Source organism: Streptobacillus notomytis (genome assembly GCF_001902585.1).
Classification (GTDB): domain Bacteria; phylum Fusobacteriota; class Fusobacteriia; order Fusobacteriales; family Leptotrichiaceae; genus Streptobacillus; species Streptobacillus notomytis.
This window is the reverse complement of the sequence record NZ_LKKV01000001.1, coordinates 23,169-47,428: the sequence shown is the minus strand read 5'-3', so window position 1 is coordinate 47,428 and position 24,260 is coordinate 23,169. Positions and strand designations below refer to the sequence as shown.

Below are 24,260 nucleotides of genomic sequence, written 5' to 3'. Positions count from 1 at the left end.
CCCTATTTTAATATTGTAAACGCTTGCATGTCGAGGTATAATATTGTGTAGAGTGGAGGTATATATGAATAAATTATTTAGGAAATTAATATTTACTTTTTTACTTCTAATGCAAATAATTGTATTTTCAGCAAGTACTAAGGTAACTATACATTATCAGCCAAGTGAAAACTTAGAATGGGATTTATGGGTTTGGCCAGATAAAGGGAGTGGAAATGCATACGCTTTTGATAAAGAAGATGAATTTGGTAAATATGCAGAAATTACCTTAGAGGGTAATCATAAAAAGGTAGGATATATAGTTAGGCTTTCAGATTGGTCTAAGAAAGATGTAGGAGAAGATAGATTTATTAATATTGAAGATGGAGAAGCTGAAATATGGGTTAAATCTAAGGACTCTAATGCATATTATTCTAATCCAGATAAGGCACCATTAATGTTTGATAATGTTAATTTAGATATTAAATATTATCCAGTTGAAAAAGATGCTAAAAAATATAGGGTAAAAGTATGGGCAGATGGATTAAAACCTAAATATATTAATCTAGTTAAAGATGGAGAAAAATTCGTAGCTAAAGGTAATTATGAAGGTAAGGATATTACTAAATTAAATTTTGAGATTACTAAGAGATGGTGGTTTTTCTTTGAAAAGAAAGTTGATGTTTTAAGAGAAATTACTAAAATTGATGAAAGTGCTAATGTAGATATTTATATAAATCAGGAAGATAAGGCTATATATAAATCAGAAAAAGCAGCAACTAAACCAAAGCTTATTGAAAATGCTAGTATAGATTCAATGAATAGCATAACAGTTAAGACAAATAAGAACTTTAATTTAAAAAAAGAGATATCTAGAGGAATTATAACAAACCTTGATAATAGTATAAAAGAAATTATTTCATTAACAGAAGCTGGAGTACAAACTGATAAATTTAAAATAGTTTTTGATAAAAATTTAGATTTAAGAAATAAAGATGGAAGAGTAATAATGTCTACATTTGGTGAAGCTAAAGTTAATTTAGGCGCTGTAGTTAGAGATAAAAGCTTTGATGATTTTTATGCATATGATGGAGATCTTGGAGCTATATATACTAAAGATGAGACAACTATTAAAGTATGGGCTCCTACAGCAGATTTTGTAAACCTTTTAATATATGAAGGAGAAAAAATCATTAAAAAGACTATGACTTTAGGAGAAAAAGGAGTTTATTCTATAACTTTATCTGGAGATAAATTGGGATTAGTTTATCAATTTGAAGTTGGTGTAAATGGTGAAGTAAATATTACTAATGATCCATATACTTACTCAACTACAATAAATGGAGAAAAATCAGTAGTAGTTAACCCAACTATTTCAAATGTAGATTATCCCAATATTAATAATGTAATAATATATGAATTACATGTAAGGGATTTATCATCTCATCCAGCAAGTGGAATAAAGAATAAAGGGAAATTTTTAGGATTAACAGAGACAGGAACTAAAACAAAAAGTGGTCAAATTACAGGACTTGACTATATTAAATCATTAGGTGTAACATATATTCAACTTTTACCTATATATGATTTTAGCTCATATTCTGTGGATGAAAAAAATCAATTTGCTAGATATAATTGGGGATATGATCCTGTAAATTATAACACGGTTGAAGGTTCATATTCTACTAATCCATATGATCCTAATGTTAGAATAGAAGAATTACAAAAAACTATAGACATACTTCATAAAAATAACTTAGGTGTAATTATGGATGTTGTTTATAACCATGTATTTAGTGCAGGTGAACATGCATTTAATAAGATAGTACCAAATTATTATTATAGATATGATGATGAAGGAAATTTAACTAATGGTACTGGAGTAGGAAATGATATCGCTAGTGAGAGAAAAATGGTTAGAAAATTCATAATAGATAGTGCAAAATATTGGGCGAAAACATTTAAATTAGATGGATTCCGTTTTGATTTAATGGGTATACTTGATATTGATACTATGAATGAATTAAGAGATGAGATGAAAAAAATTAATCCTAATTTCTTTATACTAGGAGAAGGTTGGGATATGGGAACATTAGATTCTGAAATTAAAGCAAATCAAAATAATGCTAATAAACTTAAAAATATTGCATTCTTTAATGATGATTTTAGAGATGCAGTTAAAGGTTCAACTTTTGGAGAAATAGGTAAAGGCTTTATAAGTGGAAATCTAAAACAAGAAGAGAGATTATTTGCATCTATAAAAGGTGGAGAAGGTATAAGAACATATACATCACCTATGCAATTAATACAATATGTTGAAGCACATGATAACCTTACTTTATTTGATCAAATCAGTAAAACTAATGACACTGAGGATTTAGCAACTATAACTAGAAGACATAATCTTGGAACTACAATAGTTCTTTTATCTCAAGGAGTTCCATTTATTCATGCAGGACAAGAATTTTTAAGAACTAAGGGTGGAGATGAAAATTCATATAAATCAAGTGATGAAGTGAATAGGTTTGATTGGGATCTTGCAAGAAAAAATAGGGCAAGTGTTAAATTAGTTAGAGAATTAATCAAGATACGTAAAGAAAATCCTGATTTTAATTTAAAGACATTTGATGAGGTTAATAAAATAATAAAGCCTATTAAAGTTATAGATCAAGTAATTGCATATACTCAAGCTGATAAAATAATAGCGTTTAATGCTAGTTCAAAAGATAAAGAAATAGAGATACCTAATGGTAAATATATAGTTCTTGTTAAAGGGAACATGGCAAATTCAAAAGGACTTGGAGAAATTGAAATAAAAGCAAGTAAGGTTATAGTGCCTATGCAATCGGCATTATTACTTAAAAAGAAATAAAAATACATTGGGTCAGTTGTTTACTGACCCAATATTATTATCTTCTATAAATTTATTATATTATCTATAATTTCATTATGTTCCTCTCTATGAGATATTATTATGATAGTTCTATCATTTAAGTATTTAGAGATTAGTTTATAGAAATTAAGATTATTAAATTTATCTATTCCAGAATTTATTTCATCAAATATAATAACCTTTTTATCACTTAATAAAGCTCTTGCTATTAATATTTTTTGTTTTTCTCCACCTGAAATCTTTTTGCTAAAATCTCCTATTTTCTTATTAAATAAATCATCATCATTTTTTATTACATTATCTAATTCTAATTCTTTAATTATATCTTTTATTTTATTTTCTATTTCTTTATTCAGTTCATTTTTAGGATAAATAATATTTTCTATTATGCTCCTATCAAATAAATTTATATTTTGAGAATAATAGATTATTTCATTTTTATTTTTTATATATTTACTATTGTATATAATCTCTCCAGAATAAACATTTAACATATTTGCAATTATTTTACATAGTGTTGATTTCCCTTTACCATTTTTTCCAATAATTAAATTTTTACTACCATCTTTTATTTCTAATGATTTATTATTTATAATCATTTCATCAGAATCTAAATATTTATAATTAATATTTTTTAAAACTATTATATTCTCATTATCTAAATATTCTATTTTTAAATTTTCTTTTATACATTTAGAATCAAAAATATTCATTTTAGATATAACTAGATTTAGTCTATCCCAACATTCAAAGAAATTTAAAATATATTTCCCAAAATCATTTAAATTAAATACTGAATAAATAATTATCAATAATACTTTTAGATCAACTTGCCTATTAAAAGCTATAGAAATTACTAAGATACTTGATATAATTAAAAACAATCTTAGAAAAAGATTTGATTTTAATATATTAAATTGTATTGAATAGTATTTTTTTTCTTCTTTATTAAATAAATCTTTTATTTTTATTTTTTCATATTCATATGAATTTTCGTTATATATCGTATTAAAATTAATGAAATAATCAACAATAAAACTATTTATTTTTGATGTTGTATCTATAGATTTTGAAATATTTTCACTATTATTTTTTAAAAAATTATATGATATATAAACATATAGTACATAAAAAATTAAATATACTATTCCTATAGATTTATAGAAATTAAATAATAATATTGAATAAATAACTATCATAATGAAATTTTTAAATATTCTTAAAATGACATCATATATTGCTCTAACTAAAAAAGAACCCTCTTGAATTAAATTCTGTATTTCTCCTAAATTTAAATTAACAAATTCAAAATAGCTTTTCTTTTCTATCTGCTCCCATATTATTAATTTAGAATAATTTCTAATTTTTTGAACAATGTAGTTATTATAAAAGCCTAGTAATTCTTCTAATAATAAAGAAATACATAATAGGGCTATAAAATATTTAGAAACTTCTTGTATACTTTTACTTATGAAAATAGGTTGAAATACAACTAGAATGAAAACTAAAATAACAGTTACAAAATAGACAAGAGATTTTTTAAATCCTATTTTTTCTAATATATTAAATATATATTTTATATTATTTTTCATTTTTTTCTTCCTCCTTTAAAAAATCCTCTAATGTATTTTTTGATGTACTTAATACTCTTTTTAAAATTAATCTCCATGTTTGAAAATCAGCATCTTTCCAATTACTTTTTTCTTTAACATGATTAATAATTTTTCTAAATTCTTCTTGTGTTATATCCTTACCATATCTATTTAAAATAAATTTTGCTATAGCTGCTCCACTATAAAATTCTTTTTCTTGTTTTATTTCATAATAAAATTTATCTAATCTTATTTTTTTTGATTTAGTTTCTTTTAAAATTAAATTTATAATTATCATTTCTGATTTTTTAAAATTTTCTTTTTCAAATGTAATTGGAAGAGAATACAATCCACTAAGGTTATTTTTTTTTAAATTAAATTCAAATATATAATTGTTTTCTTTAATATCTATTGGTTTGATTATATTATCATTTGATATAACAGAAACATCTAGGTATATATTTTTAACTTTTTTTTCAAATATAATTGAAATCTGCATTTTATTGTTTTCTACATAATTTCCAAATTCAATAACTTTTAAAACTTCTTCTTTATTTTTAATTTCATTTAAACTATGCTTTATATCAAAAGAAAGTAGAACTCCATTTAATGGTGGTTCTCCTCCACCTATAAATAAATTATTATTAAAAATAATTGGGGCACTGTATGGAGAATGACCAATTATTTTTTTAAAATACACACTTCCCGTTGTTTTATCTATAAGATAAACTACACAATCTGCTAAAACAAATAATGTTTTTCCATATATACTAGGGGGAGAAAATATTAAACCCTCTTGAGTTGAAATTTCCCAAACTTTATTACCAGTTTTTAAGTCTATTGAACCTATTCTTCCTTTCAAAGTCGTATAATATACATTTTTGTCATCAGAAATTACAACATGACGACTTGCTATTCCTAAAACTTTTTGTTTCCAAATAATTTTAAACTCAGAACTATCAATTAGAAAAATTTCATCATTACATGCTAAAAGTATATTATTATTTGTTATCCAAAGTCCTGATGTGTCTGAGCTTATAACTTCGGCTTTCCCTATATTTTTTTCAGATATAATTATTCCTGAATATTCAAAAGAAAATAAATATAAACAAGAACATTTTTTTTCTTTAGAAAATTTAGTTCCAAGAACATAATAAAAATTTCCTATTTTAGATATGGTTCCGTATAAGAAAGCATTATCTATTTTTACTTTTTTTTGAATTTTACCTAATTCATTTACAAAATATACATAATTTCCTGATGAAAATATAATTTGGTTTTCTAAAATATTTACAGAACTTCTTATTCTTGTATTAGTTTTTAATTCCCAAAGAAATTCTCATGTATTTTTATCAAAAGAAACTAAATCCTTAAATTCTTTGTATGAAATTATTTGATTTTTATAAATAGCACCTGTTCCATAACTACCATTTGTAACTTTTTTTTCAAATATTATCTCACCATTTTTCAAATTAAATTTAACAATGAAATATCCTTGTTTAATTTCTGAATAATAAACTACATATCCATTTTCAAAATCATTATTATCAAAAAATGGCGTTTTTATTAATCCCTTTATTTTTGTACTCCACTTATTATAGATATATATATTTTCATAGGGATTATTATTTACTAGATTTTTTCTGAACATTTACAGATGCCTCCTAAATTTATATTACTCTTTCTAGTTTTACTATTTCTAGAGAAGAATTTTCGTTATTTTTATTTTCAAATTTATCAATAAATGTATATTTTGTTATAATTTTATCATCATATTTATAAGGTCTTATTCCATGAATAGTTACTGTTGATTTAATATTAAATTTAATTTTTTCATTAATATTTTCACCTAAAGATATAGTTTTATAAGCATATTCACCTATTTTATAATTTCCTTTTATTTCTACTTCACTATGTTTTTCTTTTCCTTTTAAAGTATAATTGATTTCTAGTTTTATATCATTTATATATGTATTGTTTTGGTCTATAATATATCCTTTAGGTGTGTATAAACCTAATTTTAATTTGATACCTGAATGGTTTCCGATTATTACCTTTTCTATATCCAATGAAACTTCAGTTATTATTGTATCTTTTGAAAGTGAACAGTTTACACATAAAAGTGGGTATTCTTCATACGATAATTTATATATACCTTTTCTATTACCTTCAAAGTTGTTCCATGGGTCTACGATATCAAAATTATTTTCTTCATCATTAAATTCAACTATTAAAACTGCGTGTGATTCTAAATCTAATTTATAATTATCTTCTTTATTTTTGCATGGATAACTCGCTGCTGAATGTAATCTTATTAAAACCGGCTTACCATCGATTATAGATTGTTTGACACTTTCTATTGATCTTAAAACCCAAGGTTCATAGCTTATAACAGGAGCTAATCCTGTTACTTTCTTAATATTTACTTTACCATAAGTTTCTTTTTTTTAATCATAATATTCCTCCTAATTTTTTTGTTATTTTATAAGTAATAACATATAATCTATTCTACATATTTTTTATACATAAATCAATAAACTTGAGATATAAGTTTTAAATGATTTCATATATTAAATATATTTATATGCGAATTATAGTTGAAATTTAGTTTAAATAATTAATGTAGTATATTTCTATATAATTTATGTATATTTGCTCCTTTTTTTGATATTTGATATAATAGGTAAAAAAGGAGGAGGATATGTCTAAAATAAAAGAAAAAAGTAAAAAAGGGATATTAAATTTAGTTTTTAGTAGAACTTTAATAGTAACATTTTTACTGTTAATACAGGTAATTCTAGCTTTAGCATCAATAATTTGGCTAGGAAATAATATGTATTTGCTAATAGGTGGAAGTAGATTAACTAGTTTTGCTATGATACTTTATTTAATAAATAACAGACAAAATCCTAATGTAAAATTAGTTTGGATAATATTAATACTACTTATTCCTTTTTTTGGAATTTGCCTATACTGGTTTATTAAATTTGATTTTGGAAGTAAAATGATGAAAAATAGGATAATATATATACAAAATCAAACTAAAAATATATTAATTCAAAAACAGGAAATAATTAATAATATTAAGGATAATAAGCTATTTGAACTTAGAAATATAGCTAGATATATTAAAAAAACAGGGGGATATAATATATATCAAGATAGTGAAATTAAATACTATTCTTTAGGAGAATATATGTTTCTTGATATGCTAAAAGCTTTAAAAAATGCTAAAAAATTCATATTTTTAGAATATTTCATAATAGAAGAGGGTAAAATGTGGTATTCCATACTTGAAATACTTAAACAAAAAGTATTAGAGGGAGTAGAAGTTAGAGTTATGTATGATGGAACTTGTGAATATTCAACATTAGATAGAGATTATCCTAAAGAATTAATGGAATATGGTATTAAAGCACAGGCATTTTCACCAGTAAAACCTTTTATATCAACCCACTACAATAATAGAAATCATAGAAAAATCATGGTTATAGATGGAGAGATAGCATTTACAGGTGGAATTAATTTGGCAGATGAATATATTAATGAAATCTCTAAATTTGGTCATTGGAAAGATACAGGTATAAGAATAATAGGAGATGCTGTAAAACCGTTAACTTTAATGTTTATGCAATCTTGGAATATTTTTGATTATAGCAGTGATGAATATATTAAATATTTAGATACAACACATAATATTAAAAATGATGGTTATGTAATAGCATATGGAGATGAACCATTTGATAATGAACTTCTAGGACAAAATATATATATAGATATATTAAACAATGCTAAAGAATATGTATATATTATGACACCATATTTAATTATAGATAATGAAATGAATGCAGCTATAAAACTTGTAGCTAGTAAGGGTGTAGATGTTAGAATAATTTTGCCACATATTCCAGATAAGGAAATGCCTTTTGCTCTAGCACATAGTCATTATTCTGAGCTTATAGATGCTGGTGTTAAAATATATGAGTACAGTTTAGGATTTATGCATGCTAAAATGTTTATTTCAGATGATATTAAAGCAGTGGTTGGAACTATTAATTTAGATTATAGAAGTCTTTATCATCATTTTGAAAATGCAGTATATATGTATAATATTGATGCAATTAAAGATATTAAAAATGATTTTATTGAAACTTTTAAAAAATCAAAAATATTTACAAATAGGGATTTAAAAAATGATAAATTACAAAGAAAATTAATAGGTAAATTAATGAAAATATTTGCCCCATTAATATAGGCAAATTATTTAATTATAAAACAAGGAGGTAAAAATGTTGTTAGACATTTTAAAGGTATTTATACTATCTCTTATTGAATCTTTTACAGAATTTATTCCTGTGAGTTCAACAGGACATATGATACTTGCAGATAAATATATTAATTTATCGAGTAATAAGGAATTTGTTACAGCGTTTCAGGTAATAATTCAATTAGGGGCTATACTTGCTGTAGTAGTAATATTTTTTAAAAAACTTTACCCTTTCATATATAAAGGGGAGAAAAGGAAAGAGCTTTTAAATCTTTGGAGTAAAATAGTAATAGCAGTATTACCAGCAGTAGTTTTAGGTTTAATATTTGATGAATATATTGAAAAACATTTTTTTAATGTAAATGTAGTTGCAATTATGCTTTTAATTTATGGTTTTTTCCTTGTAATTATAGAAAGCATAAAAAGAAAAGCAAAGATAAATGATATTTCAAATCTTAGCTACATTGCAGCACTGATTATCGGGCTATTTCAATGCCTTGCTATGATACCTGGAACTTCACGTTCAGCAGCCACAATAATAGGGGCAATGCTTTTAGGACTAAATCGGGTTATAGCTACAGAATTTTCATTTTTCTTAGCCATACCAACTATGCTTGGAGCTACTATCTTAAAGTTAATTAAAATAGGGTCGTTTTTAAGTATATATGAACTATTTTTAATATTTTTAGGATTAATATTTACTTTCATTATGTCTTTAATGATAATAAATTCATTTTTAAAATATATAAAAAAACATGACTTTAAAGTTTTTGGGTATTATAGGGTAGCTATAGCTTTAATCATAATTTTAGATATATATGTGTGGTAGAAAATGAAAATAATATCAAATTATGAGATAAATGAAAATAAGTGGAAAGAATTTATTTACGTATTCTTTAAAAATGTTGATGATGAAGTTATCATAGAAGTAAAAGATTTAGGTGATAGTATATACATTAAATCAAAAAATCATGATAATATGGTAGAATATTCTATTTTAAAAATGATAGATAATCAAATAGATGTAATGCTTAAAGCCTCACTTTTAAAGCTATATAACATTAATGTTCCTTGGGGATCTTTAGTGGGTGTAAGACCTACTAAGCTTGTAAGGAAATTACTTGAAAGTAATAACTTTGATAGAGTATTAAAGATATTACAAGAAATATATTTTGTAAGTCATGAAAAAGCCACTTTATTAATAGAAGTAGTAAAAAACTCTATAGATTTTTTAGATGATAAAACTATAGGAATATATATAGGGTTGGCATTTTGTCCTACTAAATGCACTTATTGTTCTTTTCCTGCATATTTAAAAAAAGGCAAATATGAAAAAAGATATGATGAATATTTTTTAACATTACTTAGAGAAATTAAGGAAATAGGGACTTTATGCAGGGAACTTAATTTAAAGATAAATAGCATATATGTAGGTGGAGGAACGCCTAGTTATCTTAGCTATAATGATCTAGATAGATTGTTAAACACTATTAATGAATATATAGAAAAGGGGAATTTAAAAGAATATACCTTTGAGGCTGGAAGAATAGATACTATTGATAAAGTGAAATTATCCATGCTTAAAGAATATGGTGTGACTAGAATAAGTATTAATCCTCAATCTTTTAAAGAATCTACTTTAAAACTAGTTAATAGATATCATAATTTAGATAAATTAAATGAAGTATATATGGAAGCAAAGAGATTAAAGTTAGATATTAATATGGATTTCATAATAGGTTTACCTCTTGAAGATACAGAAGATGTATTAAACAGTTTAGAAAAATTTAAGGAATATGATCCAGAAAATGTAACTTTTCATTATCTAGCAATGAAAAAAGCATCTACTCTAACTAAGAATAAGTACTTTAAAGAAGATATGCTAAATCATGATTTAATAAGTAATAAGATAGCTGAAATTATGATGGAAAAAGAATATATCCCTTACTATATGTACAGACAAAAGAGTTCTAGTATTTCAGGAGAAAATATGGGATATTGTAAATCAGGTAAACAGTTAATATATAATATAGAGATGATAGAGGAATTTAAAAGTATAATATCTATAGGTGCAGGAGCTATAACCAAATTAATAAAAAAAGATGAGATAAAAAGACTTATTAATCCCAAAGATCCTTTAATGTGGATAGATGAATTTGAAGATAGATTAAATGAAAAGAAAAAAGAAATAAGGGAGTCAATATGAAAAAATTAAAATATATTCTAACAATATTAATAGTACTTTTCCTATTTACTATTATAAAAAATATAATAGGAATAGATAATGATTTTAATAACCCAAAGGTAGAAATTAATGAGGAAATAACTTTTCAAAATGAAAATGAAAAAGAAAAAAAATTAGACATTAATACTGTAGATTTTGAAGAAATGGTTAATGCAGGGATTTCTAGTAAAATAGGGTATAGTATAATTGAATATAGGGGATTTGTTGGATATATTGACAATTTAGAAAATCTTACTAGAATAAAGGGGATTAATAAAAATACTTTAGATAAGTTAAAAAAAATTGTATATATAGATGAAATGAATAAAAAGGAATATATGAAACATAATATTAACTATTTAGATGATACAGGATTATTTTTATTAGGTTTTTAAAAAAAGGAAATTGATGTAATAAATAAGATTAGAGATGTTAAGGAGATTAAATCTGAACTTGATTTAAAAGGTAAGGTAAATATTGACATTATTAATAAATACATAGTATTTTAGGAGGGAGTTATGAATAACAAAGACAGAGAAAATATTTTTGCTCTATTATCTGGACTTAAAATGTCAGAAATTAATAATAATATAGTGCAGAAAGAATTTTGTGCAACGCTATTATACAAATATCAACAAGAAAATATTAATATATATGAATTTGTTGATAAAGGAGAAATAGAAGATAGCATTAATGAGGGTTTAAATCTTTTTGTTAAGAGAAAAAGAAAATATTTTATTAAAAAAACACTTTTTAATATTTTAACAGGAATGGCAGCAGGACTTTTTGCCTACCTATACCTAAGATTAACAGTAGGAAGATCATTAATGGTATTTTTAGGAGCATTTTTAATAGATACATTTATTAAACTTAAAGTTAGCAAAATAGTATTTGTTAATGAAACAAGAAGAGAATATATTAGATATGTAGATTCTAATTTAGTGTATATTAGAGAAAGTGAGGATGATAGCAAATTATGGATATAAAAAGACCTAAAGTAGAGGGATATAAGCCTGGTAATCTTTCTCCTAATGTTAAATTTACAAAGGAGTTAAAGATTAAAGAGGGAGAAAAAAGAAAAGTTAAAGAATTTGCTACAACAATTGAAAAAATGAGATCTGAAATGTGGTTTCCTAATATAGACATTACAACAGAACATATTAAAAATGAAATACAAAAAGTAGAGGGCATTAGAGTAGTAAAATATTCAAAAGTTAAGGAAGATAAGGAAAAATTAATAATATTCTTTCATGGTGGAGCATATTATGGAGGTTCTACAGATACCGTACAGAATACTTGTAGATATATGGTAGAACAAACAGGAGCTACTGTAGTTTCTGTTGATTATTCACTAGCTCCAGAATTTCCATACCCTACTTCTATAAACGAGGGTTATACTATACTTAAGTATTTTGAAAATAGATATGAAAGCATTTATTTAAGTGGAGATAGTGCTGGTGGGGGACTTGCATGTTCTGTTTGTATTAAAGATATAGAAGAGGAAAGTAAAATAACAGATGGGCTAATAATGTATTATCCAGTTTTACTTATAGATTTAAATGATAATTGCAGAGAAGATTTTATATGGAGTATAAAAGAATATGATATAGATGAAACAAGCCCTGATGCAGGACTTATGAAATCTGAAGCAAGTGGTTTAAAATATGCTATGCCATATATTAAGGATATGTATATAAAAACAGATGAAGTTAAAGAAAATTACTATATTTCTCAAATTAATGCACCAGATGATTTACTTAAAAAGTTTCCTAAAACATTAATTTTTACAGCAGAATATGACTATTTAAGATTAGAAGCAGAATATTTTCATAAAAGGCTTAAAGAAAATGGTGTAAGATCGATAGGAATAAGATATGCAGGTGAAGTTCATGCCTTTATAGATAAAATAGGATATAACGATAACGTTATAGACAGCGTAGATGAAATAAGGGAGTTTATTAAATGATAAAAGAAATAATTGGATTAGAAATATCATCTCCTCTAACTTTATATAATGATGAATATGATGAAAAAGGATATTATTTAAAAAATGATGAACATGAAATATATTATGAAGTTAGTGGAAATGAACAAGGTATACCTGTAGTGTTTGTTCATGGAGGACCAGGAGCTCCTATGGGTGATTATTCAAAAAGATTTTTTAATAAAGATAAATTTAAAATAATAGTTATAGATCAAAGAGGTTGTGGAAAAAGTAAACCTTTTGCAAAAATAGAAGAAAATAATACTTTTTCTCTGATAGATGATATGGAGAAAATAAGAGAAAAACTTGGGATAGAAAAATGGATAGTATTTGGTGGTTCATGGGGATCAACATTATCTTTAGTTTATGCTATAAATCATCCAGAAAGAGTTTTAAAATTAGTTTTAAGAGGAATATTTTTAGGAAGATCTGAAGATGTAGATTGGCTATATAAAGAAGGGGCAAGCTATATTTACCCATTAGAATTTGAAAAATTTTTAGCACCATTAACTATAGAAGAAAGAAAAGATCCAGTTAAGTCATATTTAAAATATTTACAAATGGATTTAGAAATAGCTAAAAAGTATGCCAAGGTATGGTCAGATTGGGAACATTCTTGTGTAAGACTTATTAGAAAAGATAATTTAAGTGAGATATCGCAATCAGATATTTCTATGGCTATTATAGAATGTCTGTATTTTAATAATAATTCTTTTCTTCCAACAGATAAATATATTTTAGAAAATACTGATAAAATAAAAGATTTAGAAATAGATATAGTTCATGGTAGATATGATGTTGATTGTAGAATTATTGGAGCTTATGAATTATATAAAAAACTAAACAATGCAAAATTTTATATAATTCAAGATGCAGGACATTCTAGTTTAGAAAAAGGTATTACACATAAATTGATGGAAATTATGGAGGAATATAGTGAAAGATAAGATAAAATTAATAGCTATAGATTTTGATGGTACTTTTTTAGATGATAGTCATTTCAAACAGGATTTAAGTTATGTTGATAAATTAAGAGAAAAAAATTTAAGTCAAGAAATAGTATTTGCTAGTGGAAGAGCAACAGCAGGTATAGTAGAACTTATAAAAAAATTGAAAATGACAGATATGGTTAGATATATAATAGGGCATAATGGTTCTGAAATATTTGATTTAAAAGAAAATAAAATAATATATCAGGAATGTATAGATGATGATGTAGTATTTAATATTATAGAACTTTTAGAAAAAAATGGATTTAATAATCCTCTTAGTATACACGACTGGAATAAGTTTTATACATATAATAATAAAAAAGAATATGAAAAAAGTATAGATTTAGAACAAAAAGTAAATTTTGTTGATTTAATTAATATAGATGATGTTAAAGATTTTCCGAAAAATAAGATTAAATTAATGATATTTACTAATGATAAGGAAGAACAAGAGGGAATATACAATTTAATTTCAAAAAGTGAATTTAACGATAAAGTTACACAAGCAAGAAGTGCAGTATTTTTAAATGAACTAACAAAAAAAGGTATAAATAAAGCTAAAGGACTTGAGTTTCTTTGTTCAAAATTATGTATAGATTTAAAAGATGTACTTGCTTTTGGTAATGCTGAAAATGATGTAGACATGTTACTTGAAGTTGGTTATGGTTTTGCTATGAAAAATTCTGAAAAGCTTTTACTTGATAAGGTAAAAAGGATTACTAAGTATACTAATAATGAATTTGGTGTAGAAAGAGAAATAATTGATTTTTTAGGTATTTAGTGGAAAGGATAAACTATGTCAGAAATAGTTAAATATATTTTAGGTATTAGCCCTAGTATACTATTACCTATAATAATAATCATTATGTCTTTATTTATGAAGATGAAATTAAAAGATGCACTTATGTCAGGTATTACACTTGCAATTGCATTTACATCTATTTCTTTGGTTATAGGGTTTATGTTTAACACTATATCTCCTGTAGCTCAAAGATTTGTTGAATATACAAGTATTAAACTTGATATTATAGATGTAGGATTTTCACCTATGGTAACTATTTCATTTGCTTGGAAATTCATGATAATAATGTTTCCTTTACAGATTATACTAAATATATTAATGATACACTTTAATTTTACTAATGTTTTAAATGTAGATATTTTTAACATATGGACTAAGGTATTTACAGCAGCTATAGTTTCTGTTGTATCAAAAAGCATAATTTTTGGATTTATAGCTTCAATTATTCAAATTTTATTAGAATTAAAAATTTCTGAAAAGATTAGACCTAGAGTAGAGCAAATGACAGGAATTGTAGCTACAACAATTACTCATGTTTCTATTATACAATGTTTAATTATGTATACTATTAATAATTTATTAGATAAAGTATCGTTTATTAGAAATACAAAACTTGATATAGGATATTTGAAAAATAGAATAGGTGTATTTGGAGAAGATTCTGTTATGGGATTTTTAATAGGAATGATACTTTCAATATTTTCAGGATATTCATTAATTGAAAGTCTAGAAATTTCAGTAAAACTTGCAAGTGCATTAGTTTTACTCCCTATAATAGCTAATATGTTTGTAAAAGCTTTAAATCCAGTATCAGAAGTAGCTAAAAATTTTATGAAAAGTAAGTATAAGGATAGGGATATAGTAATAGGACTTGAATGGACTATACTTGGATCTATTGCTGAATTATGGATAGTTTCAGTACTTTTAATTCCTATTACATTAATACTAGCATTATTATTTTCAAAATTAGGATTTAGTTCTATTTTACCATTAGCAGGAATAATTAATCCTATGATAGTAGTTCCAGCTTTAATAATATCAAATAGAAATTTACTTAAAATGTTAATTTTAGGAATTATAATAACGCCAATATATCTTATGGTTTCAACTAATATTGCACCAGCAATAACAGAATTATCAAAAAATATTAATATAATAGAAAATGAGGGGCAGTTAATAAGTTATTATGCATTTGAAAGTCCGTATTTTAGATGGTCACTTATAAAATTATTTGAATTTAAAATTTATGGAATAATTTCTTTCATAACTTTAGTATTATTATTTATATATTTTTATAATAACTTTGGTAATAAAAAAATCTGAGTATTTAATATTCAGATTTTTTGTTGACAAAATAATGAGGGGGGGGTATAATTAATTGGAATAGAAACTAAAATAGGAGAATAATAAATGAAAAGATTATTGTTAATGATAACATTATTAATAGGATTAGTATCATTTTCATCTAATAAAATAACAGGACCAAGGTATAGATTGGAGTTTTCTCAAGGTGCTATAAGTGGTAGAGAAAATAAGAATTTTAGAAGTTTTGAATTTTTTTCAAGTTCAATTTCAGTATTACCAGAATGGGAAATTAAGATTAATGAAAAATTTGATATTACTTTTGGACCTAAAATGACATTAAATGTAGCTCTTAATTTTTCTAAATTTTTTTCTCCAACAACAAGGCCTAGTTTAATTTTAGGAGGAGAAGTAGATTTAAATTATAAAATAAAAAAAGATATTAAAGTATATGCTGGGATAGAAGCAGGTGCAGGAATAGGATTTCAAATATTTCCTGACAAAAATGATACACATTTTGAAATACCAGAATTTACATCTATAAGTAAAATATCATTTGGAGTTAAAATAAAGGATAAGTTTAATATATCTCTTTATACAGGTGACATTAAAGGAATGATAGGAATAGAAGCAGGATATACATTTTAAGGGAGAAGAATAATATATGAAAAAATTATTGTTATTAATACTAATTACTGGGGTATTTTTATTTGGTAATTCAAAAAATAAAGTTCCTACTATAAAATCTACTTCTATTAAAATAAGTGGACCAAGATATAGATTAGAGGGAGCTTTTGGTTTTTTAAGTAGTAAAGAAGATTATAGCTATAGAAATAATAGATTTTTTTCAGGTTCTATAGCATTATTACCAGAGTGGAAGGCTCAAATTAATGAAAAAATAGATGCTACGTTTGGACCTAAAGTTACATTAGATGTTTCATTTAGTTTATTTGGTGGTCTTTATACAGTTAAACCTAATTTAAATTTGGGAGTAGAAGCAAATTTAAATTATAGAATAAAAGAAAAAATTAAAGTATATGGTGGAGTAGAAATTGGAACAGGAGTAGGGGTTTCAATAGATTATGCGAATGGTAATACTTATGAAGCTATACTTACAACTATAAGTAAGATGTCTCTAGGTGTTAAAATAAATGATAAATATAATGTAGGGATTTATTTAGGAAATAATATTAAAGGTATGCTTGGATTAGAAGCAGGATATACTTTTTAAACAGTAGTTGATACTACTGTTTTTTTTATTGACAAAATATCGGGGGGGGGGGTATAATTAATTGGAATAAAAACTAAAATAGGAGAATAATAAATGAAAAGATTATTGTTAATGATAACATTATTAATAGGGTTAATAACATTTCCAGCAAAATTAAGTGGACCAAGATATAGGTTAGAGGGAGCAATTAGTGCATTTCCATATCCTAGTAATAGTACTAATGGAGTGTTAAAAATAGAACCATTTATTTATCAAGCTATAGCTTTTTTACCTGAATGGAAATCAGAAATAAGTAAGATATTTGATGTAACATTTGGACCTAAACTTACGGTAATTTTATCAGAACAAATATTTGAATCTAAATTTGAAATATTTCCTAATGCAACTTTAAGTATGGAAACAGATTTAAACTTTAGAGTAAAAGAAAACGTTAAAATATATCTTGGAATGGAAGCAGGATTGGGAGTTGGAGTAAGTTTTTCATATAAAAAAAATGGTGGAAGTAGTAATAAAAGTAGTAGTAGTCAAAGCATTAGTTATAATACTTCAGAAGTAATACCAGCAATTATGTTTAAGGGTTCTATAGGTGCTAAATTAAAGGATAAGTATAATGTAGCCTTATATGGTGGTATTTTAGGAAAAGGATTCTTGGGAGTGGAGTTTGGATATACGTTTGAATAAAAAGGCAAGATTTATCTTGCCTTATTAATTTTATTAAAATATAATACTATCAATTACTGTATATAAATTACTTTCAAGTTCATTTATTTGTTCTTTTTTAAACTTAAATGAATCTATTTCTTTAGATTTAAATGAATGTATTTCTGCTATTTTACGTTTTTTCGTAGAAATTGAATCAACATTTAAAATATCCTCTATATTTTTTTCTTTAGTAAAGTTTAAAATAAAACTATTTTCGTTGTCGTTAATTTCATCAACATCAAAAACAATAATATATTTAGCCTTATTATTTTTATTTATTTCTTTTTTATATTTATTAATTAAATTTCCTTTACCTTTTGAAGAAATGTGTCTAATTGAGCAGAATGATTTTTTTTATGTTCTGTATAATTTATCTGGCTTACCATTGAAAAACCATCTTCCATAATAGCAAGCATATCTAAAACAATCTTTTCATTAATATATATTGGAACAATGAGTCTGTCTAAATTTATATCGACCATTATTTTAATTCCTTTCCTGCTTCTATTTTTCATTTACAAATTTAAATTTGTTTATCTATTTATTACTTAAAATAATTATTTCTTTCCCTCTAATTTTTTAATACCATTATCATTAAGCTTTCTAAGTTCTATTATTCTTTCTTTTTGATCCATATCTTTACCGATAAGAACCGTATTATAGCTTTCCATATTTGCAAGTACAAGTAACTCATTCAAACTTGCATAATCTCTTATATTACCCTTTATGTCAGGATTTTCTTCACGCCACTGTTTTGCTCGCTTATTAAATAAGGCAACATTGAGCATATCTGCTTCACTTGCATATTTATAGGATAACTGTTCGTTGGTAAGATCCTTTAATAGATATTCTTTGATTGCATCTGTATGGATTTTATAGTTAATCTTTGAGATTTTTCTATTCAAATTCTAATCTAATGATAGCTTAGAATTTTCATCTGATTTAAGTCTTTTGCAGTCTTGAATAATATATAACTTAAACTCTGGAGATAACCATGAAGCAAATTCCATAGCAATATCATAGTGTGCATATGTACCGCTATATCTTCCTGCTTTAGATATAATCCCAATAGCATTAGTAGACCCTATCCACTTTTGTGGAGTCATAGTAAATCTATTTAGCCCTGATTCATTTTTAAACGTGTCGAATTGAACACGGTTAAAATTTTCATTATTAAGAGCTTCCCACAATCCTATAAACTCTAATGTATTTCGGTTTCTCATCCAGTTTTGAATAACAAATCGTGGATCATCACTTTCCTGTACTTTGCAATATCGGTAAGACTTATATAATCATTTTTAAAGTCTTCAGTATAAATTTGAATTGAAAATCCTTGTACCTCAATTTTGTCTTTTTTTATCTTAGACATATGAATTCCTCCTCTATGCTGATGGACTGTTTACAATATTTATTTTCTTAATAATTGCTCTAAATAGCACACCAACTATTAATTTTTTCAGTTTTAAATTCTAGTAGAAGTCCTAAAATATTCTTATTTACTTAACTATTTTCCTCTATCATTATTATGACACGAAACCCCACAGTAAAGTCCCAAACATAGTTATCCCTGTTTACCATAGAAAGTTTTGCCATTAATTCAGTTACGTATCTCGGTGTTAATATAACATCGTTCTTATCACTATTAGGAATATCAACCCACTCATTCAACACATTAAATAATTTTTCCGTGAAATCTAAATGCTTTGCAGATGTGAAAATAGGTATTATATTATTTTTAACATTTGTATAGACTGTCTTTTACAGACTTCCATAAGTCAGAGTAGATAAAAACTCTTGATAGATCATTTATAATCATAGCTTTCTTTTCTTCCAAGAACGATGAAATTTTGTTAATAATTAAACTCTTCATCGAGTTTACTTGAAATGAAGTATATTGTTTAAGTATAGATAAAAAAGAGAAAGAACCAACACTCATTGAGTTACTCAGAAAAAATATTGATATTACTCCAAATAAGGGAGGAATTCAAAGGTTTTGAATTGGATTTATATATAGAAAAAGAAAAGATGATAAAAAAATGTATTATGAGGGAGTTGAATATAAATGTAATAGAAAAAGCAGAGACATCTCTGCTTTTTGATATTTATTCCTTTTTTGATAAATAAAATATGTATCCTTTTTTAGCTTTAATATCAAATTTCATTTTACCATTGATATCACTTTTGATTTTTTTACCTGATAATAGATCAATATATGTTTTAGAGTTGTGGAATGCAGTTATTTCTATATCTGTATAATCATTAAAACTATTGTTTATAACAACTATTATACTTTCTTCCTTATCATATCTTTCATAAGCTATCATATCTTTTTCGTTATTAAAGTATACTGGCTTTATTCTACCATATACAAGAGATTTATGTTCTTTACGTATTTTAATTATTTTTCTATACCATTCAAATAAATCCATATCTGGTTTTTGTGAATATATTTCTCCGTTATTTACATATGAAGTATTTTTTTCATCATCATACCAGAACTCATCCCAAAGCATAGGTTTTCTACAATATGGATCTGTAGCTCCCCACATTCCTACTTCATCTCCATAATAAATCATAGGAGCGCCTATATAAGTCATTTGGAATATTGATATTAATTTTAGAACGTCTTTAGGTTTAATATGAGAATTTTTCCAATCAATAGTAGTGTTTGGGTGATAGTTTCTGGCAAGATCAGGTCTAATAATGTTATACCCTTTTTCATATTGCTTACCTTCTTCTAAGTTTCTACCTATTTTATCATTTACTATTCTTGAATAAAGTCTATCAGTATCATGAGAACCATTTAGGTTTTGACAAGCTTGAACAGCTTGAAGAGGATACCATGTTCTTTTTTCTCTTAATTCTAGTAAAAATTGTTCGGCAGTTAATTTGTAACTTTCATTGAAATCACTTCCTTGATTAATGAAAAAACCTATTACAGCCTTAAGCCATTCATAATTCATTACAGCATCAAATTTATCACCTGAATTAATATCATCGCCAGCATTAGACCAAAGTTCAGCAGTAATGTATGATTCTTTTTTACATTTTTTAACAACATGACGCCATTCTTTCCAGAACATTTGATTTTCAAGATTATTAGGCACATCAAGTCTCCAACCGTCTATACCATCATCTTCCTGCCAATTACTATGTTCTTTTCCATCAGGACCTAACATCCATTTTCTTGTAATATTAAAAATATAGTCCTTCCATTCCTCGTTAAAACTATTAAAAACAGGTAGAGTATCTATTCCTGCCCACCCATTATATTTTAAATTCTTTCTATTAAGATTTATAATACTATAAGCTTCATTTTCATTCATATTTTCTGTAACTTCTATATAGTTTGAATAATCATTAAATTTATACCAATTTGCATATTTTGAATCTTTTCCTTCAGCTAATGCTAGGTTAAATGCAAAATTGTAATTACTACTATGATTAAACACGGCATCAAATATTACCCTTATACCATTTTTATGTAATTCTTTAATTAAATCTACCATTATTAAATCAGATTCTGTCCATACCCAAGTTTTAGGATCATCTGTTTCAAAGTATCCATTTTTCCCTTTATTTTCACCTATTAAATTAACTTCAAGTAATTCAAGTTCAGAATTATTAACAGAATTTTTACCGAGTACATCAAGGTAACTTTTATTACCATATTCATTTTTTGGATCTATATATACGTTATGAAGTTTACCACTAGTTCTAATAGTTCCAAAATCAGGAGATATATGCCTAAAATCGTTAGCACCATATTTATGATTTTGGAAAGAGTAAAATACAGGATTTAACCAAACTGCATTTATACCTAATTTTTTAAGGTATGGAATTTTTTCTTTAATACCTTTTAAGTCTCCACCATACATTCTTGCATATTTAAGAGAGTAATCAATGTTTGATTCCATATGTATTTCCCAATTAGTTTTATCACTAAAATCCGAACACCATCTATTTCTTTCAAATTCTAAGGCATATTCATTGTTATTCCATCTATAATCTTTAACGAATTTACTTTCATAATTTGAATTCTTCTTAAATTTTTCAGGACCAAATTCATTAAATATTGGATCATTATACACATCTCCGTTATAGAATCTATCTGGAAATATGTTATACCATATAGCTTCTCTTGACCAATATGGAATATAGAAGATATCTTCATTTTCTTTTTTAGAATAAATTAATGGTTTGCTTAATTCTTTTTCAAGTCCATTTACTCCATAATAGTTTTTTACTCCACCATCTTCAAGTATAAATAAGTATTCAAGGCCTTCTACATCTTCTGAAAAAGTAAGCATTCTTTTAAAATAGTCAAAAGAGTTAGTATAATCAACATATCTTTCAAGCTCATATATTCTATTTAAGCCCTTACCTTCTTTAGTATAAGGTATTACTGATATGTAAACTCTTTCTACATCGGATCTTTGAGTTCTAATACCCATCTCAAATTCTTTTTCTGTGATTTTATTGAAATATATTAGTTTTTTCATATCGTGTAATATTGCAGATATATTACTACCTGTATTAATATTTTTATTAATTTCATTAACAAATTTTCCACTACCTAATTCTCCTTTAGGGAAAAGATTTCCATTTTCTCCGACAACTAAAATTTCATTTTTTTCAGGATACCATTTATGGTCTATTAAAAATTTGTATTGATAAAATCCATTTTCTACATTTAATGTTACTTCATACACACTATCTTTTATATGACTTATAGGTTCTGTTTCAGGATACCAATTATTAAAATCACCAGAAATTTCAAATATTTTAGGTTGAGATAAACCGAATTTTGATATATCTACATTAAATTTTACAAATTTTTTCTTTTGTAGCAAGAAACTAAAATCATGTGGATTAAAAACTACTAATATATCTATTCCTGATTGTATACCTGCAATAGTTTTTGGAGAACTTTTACTATCTGCATATGCTCTAAATTCAGAAGCAAATGGACTAGTATGATTGTAAGTAATATTAAAATTTTCTCTATTAGTATTTTCCACTTTAGTTATTGTAAAAAAATATGAGGCAACATCTACCTTTGCCCATTTATATATATATTTATCGTTTTTCCTATTTAATTTAACTTCTTTAAAAAATTTGCCATTTTTGTAAATTCCTAAAATATATTCCATTAAAAAAACTCCTTTCACAGCCAGCTCTATTATATCAAAAAATGTAAAATTATGCTATACTTTAGGTAGATAAATAAAGGAAGGGAGATATTAATGAAATTATTGGAAAAATACGTTTTAGGTAATTTAGAGTTGAAAAACAGGATAGTAATGCCTCCTATGGATATTTATGAAGCAGAAGATGGCTATGTAAATGATTTTCATTTAGCTCATTATGGTGCAAGAGCTATAGGAAATGTTGGATTAATAATACAAGAAGTTACAGCTGTAAGAAAAGATGGTAGAATTAGCGAGCAAGATCTTGGTATATGGTCTGATGATCATATTGAAGGATTGAAAAAATTAGTAGAGAGTGTACATAAGTTAGGAAGTAAAATAGGTATTCAAATAGGTGATGCAGGAAGAAAAGGTCTTGTTAAAAATGCAGATATACTTTCAAGTTCAGATCTTCCATTTAGTGATTACTTTGCTAAACCAAGAAAAATGGAAAAAGGTGATATATTATCTTTAATAAATGATTTTAAATTAGCTGCAAGAAGGGCAGAAATTGCAGGTTATGATTATCTAGAATTACATGCTGCACATGGATATTTAATTAATCAATTTCTTTCGAGTTTTTCTAATAATAGAGAAGATGAATATGGGGGTAGCTTAAAAAATAGGGCAAGATTTTTAGGAGAGATACTTGAGGAGGTAAAAAAAGAATTTAAGGGTATAATAGGAGTGAGAATCTCAGCATATGAATGGATAGAAGGAGGATATTCCTCTACTGATTTAGCAAATGTATTAATAGATTTCAAAGAAAATATCAATGTAATACATGTAAGTAGTGGAGGAACTGTAAATGATGGGACACTTTCTTTTTATCCAGGTTATCAATTAAATTTTGCAAAAACTATTAAACAAATAGTTGGACTTCCAGTTATTGCAGTTGGACAAATAGATAATTTTGATTTAGCTGAATTTGCAATTAGAGATCTTGGAATAGATTTAATTGCTGCAGGAAGAGCTTTGCTTAGAAATCCTAATTGGATAATTGAAGAAGCCTTTAAGAATAATATAGATATTCCTTCAAGAAAATCAATAAAAAGAGCTTATTATAAAGAAAGATTTGTTGAAAAAAATTTAAAAAAATAGGA

The 24,260-nt window shown here is 25.3% G+C and carries 24 protein-coding genes; 15 read left to right on the top strand and 9 right to left on the bottom strand.

Features of this window, described 5'->3' with window-relative positions:
• The first annotated feature begins 64 nt into the window (after positions 1-64).
• Complete coding sequence (gene pulA, locus BUE91_RS00225; protein WP_073507573.1) at positions 65-2,851, top strand: type I pullulanase; 2,787 nt, start codon at positions 65-67, stop codon at positions 2,849-2,851.
• 44 nt (positions 2,852-2,895) lie between these two features.
• Here pulA and BUE91_RS00220 read toward each other — a convergent pair whose 3' ends face one another.
• On the bottom strand, positions 2,896-4,464 hold the full coding sequence (locus BUE91_RS00220; protein ID WP_073507572.1) for an ATP-binding cassette domain-containing protein: 1,569 nt from the start codon (positions 4,462-4,464) through the stop codon (positions 2,896-2,898).
• Positions 4,454-5,326: a PQQ-binding-like beta-propeller repeat protein gene (locus BUE91_RS00215; protein ID WP_073507571.1), complete on the bottom strand. Its 873-nt coding sequence runs from the start codon at positions 5,324-5,326 to the stop codon at positions 4,454-4,456. The genes BUE91_RS00220 and BUE91_RS00215 overlap by 11 nt, the downstream gene beginning before the upstream one ends.
• Positions 5,327-5,489: 163 nt before the next feature.
• Between BUE91_RS00215 and BUE91_RS07495 the strand changes: the two genes are divergently transcribed.
• Positions 5,490-5,618 (top strand): hypothetical protein, encoded by a 129-nt coding sequence (locus BUE91_RS07495; RefSeq protein WP_280521775.1) that lies wholly within the window; start codon positions 5,490-5,492, stop codon positions 5,616-5,618.
• Between the two features lie 185 nt (positions 5,619-5,803).
• Here BUE91_RS07495 and BUE91_RS00210 read toward each other — a convergent pair whose 3' ends face one another.
• Complete coding sequence (locus BUE91_RS00210) at positions 5,804-6,115, bottom strand: hypothetical protein (RefSeq protein WP_073507570.1); 312 nt, start codon at positions 6,113-6,115, stop codon at positions 5,804-5,806.
• Between the two features lie 19 nt (positions 6,116-6,134).
• A complete protein-coding gene (locus tag BUE91_RS07395) occupies positions 6,135-6,533 on the bottom strand; it encodes a hypothetical protein (protein WP_073507569.1) in 399 nt (132 codons plus the stop codon).
• Between the two features lie 632 nt (positions 6,534-7,165).
• Between BUE91_RS07395 and cls the strand changes: the two genes are divergently transcribed.
• The 12 genes from cls (at position 7,166) to BUE91_RS00140 (ending at position 17,947) form a co-directional block, all read left to right on the top strand.
• Complete coding sequence (cls, locus tag BUE91_RS00195; RefSeq protein WP_066899866.1) at positions 7,166-8,719, top strand: cardiolipin synthase; 1,554 nt, start codon at positions 7,166-7,168, stop codon at positions 8,717-8,719.
• 34 nt (positions 8,720-8,753) lie between these two features.
• Positions 8,754-9,560 carry an undecaprenyl-diphosphate phosphatase gene (locus BUE91_RS00190; protein ID WP_066899868.1) on the top strand — a complete coding sequence of 269 codons (807 nt, stop codon included), beginning with the start codon at positions 8,754-8,756 and terminating at the stop codon, positions 9,558-9,560.
• Positions 9,561-9,563: 3 nt separating this feature from the next.
• Positions 9,564-10,937: a coproporphyrinogen III oxidase gene (locus tag BUE91_RS00185; RefSeq protein WP_066899871.1), complete on the top strand. Its 1,374-nt coding sequence runs from the start codon at positions 9,564-9,566 to the stop codon at positions 10,935-10,937.
• Entirely contained in the window at positions 10,934-11,350 is a 417-nt protein-coding gene (locus BUE91_RS00180) for a helix-hairpin-helix domain-containing protein (protein ID WP_073507568.1), read from the top strand. Before BUE91_RS00185 ends, BUE91_RS00180 begins: the two co-directional genes overlap by 4 nt.
• Before the next feature lie 123 nt (positions 11,351-11,473).
• The gene (locus tag BUE91_RS00175; RefSeq protein WP_066899875.1) at positions 11,474-11,941 is read left to right on the top strand and encodes a hypothetical protein; all 468 of its coding nucleotides are present in this window, start codon (positions 11,474-11,476) and stop codon (positions 11,939-11,941) included.
• Complete coding sequence (locus BUE91_RS00170; RefSeq protein ID WP_073507567.1) at positions 11,932-12,921, top strand: alpha/beta hydrolase; 990 nt, start codon at positions 11,932-11,934, stop codon at positions 12,919-12,921. Before BUE91_RS00175 ends, BUE91_RS00170 begins: the two co-directional genes overlap by 10 nt.
• The gene (gene pip, locus BUE91_RS00165) at positions 12,918-13,886 is read left to right on the top strand and encodes a prolyl aminopeptidase (protein ID WP_073507566.1); all 969 of its coding nucleotides are present in this window, start codon (positions 12,918-12,920) and stop codon (positions 13,884-13,886) included. Before BUE91_RS00170 ends, pip begins: the two co-directional genes overlap by 4 nt.
• Positions 13,876-14,712: a Cof-type HAD-IIB family hydrolase gene (locus tag BUE91_RS00160; protein WP_073507565.1), complete on the top strand. Its 837-nt coding sequence runs from the start codon at positions 13,876-13,878 to the stop codon at positions 14,710-14,712. The genes pip and BUE91_RS00160 overlap by 11 nt, the downstream gene beginning before the upstream one ends.
• A gap of 15 nt (positions 14,713-14,727) precedes the next feature.
• Positions 14,728-16,056, top strand: coding sequence for a PTS galactitol transporter subunit IIC (locus BUE91_RS00155; protein ID WP_073507564.1), 1,329 nt, complete (start codon positions 14,728-14,730; stop codon positions 16,054-16,056).
• A gap of 87 nt (positions 16,057-16,143) precedes the next feature.
• On the top strand, positions 16,144-16,683 hold the full coding sequence (locus BUE91_RS00150; protein WP_073507563.1) for a hypothetical protein: 540 nt from the start codon (positions 16,144-16,146) through the stop codon (positions 16,681-16,683).
• 16 nt (positions 16,684-16,699) lie between these two features.
• Complete coding sequence (locus tag BUE91_RS00145) at positions 16,700-17,266, top strand: hypothetical protein (RefSeq protein ID WP_073507562.1); 567 nt, start codon at positions 16,700-16,702, stop codon at positions 17,264-17,266.
• A 93-nt stretch (positions 17,267-17,359) separates the two neighbouring features.
• Positions 17,360-17,947 (top strand): hypothetical protein, encoded by a 588-nt coding sequence (locus BUE91_RS00140; protein WP_073507561.1) that lies wholly within the window; start codon positions 17,360-17,362, stop codon positions 17,945-17,947.
• A 320-nt stretch (positions 17,948-18,267) separates the two neighbouring features.
• On the opposite strand, the gene BUE91_RS00135 is transcribed toward BUE91_RS00140, so the two are convergent.
• The 5 genes from BUE91_RS00135 to BUE91_RS00120 all read right to left on the bottom strand — a co-directional run bounded on the left by BUE91_RS00135 (position 18,268) and on the right by BUE91_RS00120 (position 23,121).
• Positions 18,268-18,483: a hypothetical protein gene (locus tag BUE91_RS00135; protein WP_143605230.1), complete on the bottom strand. Its 216-nt coding sequence runs from the start codon at positions 18,481-18,483 to the stop codon at positions 18,268-18,270.
• A gap of 42 nt (positions 18,484-18,525) precedes the next feature.
• Positions 18,526-18,756, bottom strand: coding sequence for a hypothetical protein (locus BUE91_RS07390; protein ID WP_244889855.1), 231 nt, complete (start codon positions 18,754-18,756; stop codon positions 18,526-18,528).
• 120 nt (positions 18,757-18,876) lie between these two features.
• Complete coding sequence (locus BUE91_RS07385; protein ID WP_244889854.1) at positions 18,877-19,191, bottom strand: KilA-N domain-containing protein; 315 nt, start codon at positions 19,189-19,191, stop codon at positions 18,877-18,879.
• A complete protein-coding gene (locus BUE91_RS07380; RefSeq protein WP_241497045.1) occupies positions 19,188-19,337 on the bottom strand; it encodes a hypothetical protein in 150 nt (49 codons plus the stop codon). Before BUE91_RS07380 ends, BUE91_RS07385 begins: the two co-directional genes overlap by 4 nt.
• Positions 19,338-20,070: 733 nt before the next feature.
• Positions 20,071-23,121 (bottom strand): alpha amylase N-terminal ig-like domain-containing protein, encoded by a 3,051-nt coding sequence (locus BUE91_RS00120; RefSeq protein ID WP_073507558.1) that lies wholly within the window; start codon positions 23,119-23,121, stop codon positions 20,071-20,073.
• A gap of 93 nt (positions 23,122-23,214) precedes the next feature.
• On the opposite strand from BUE91_RS00120, the gene BUE91_RS00115 reads away from it, so the two are divergent.
• Entirely contained in the window at positions 23,215-24,258 is a 1,044-nt protein-coding gene (locus tag BUE91_RS00115; protein ID WP_073507557.1) for an oxidoreductase, read from the top strand.
• Positions 24,259-24,260: the final 2 nt, after the last annotated feature.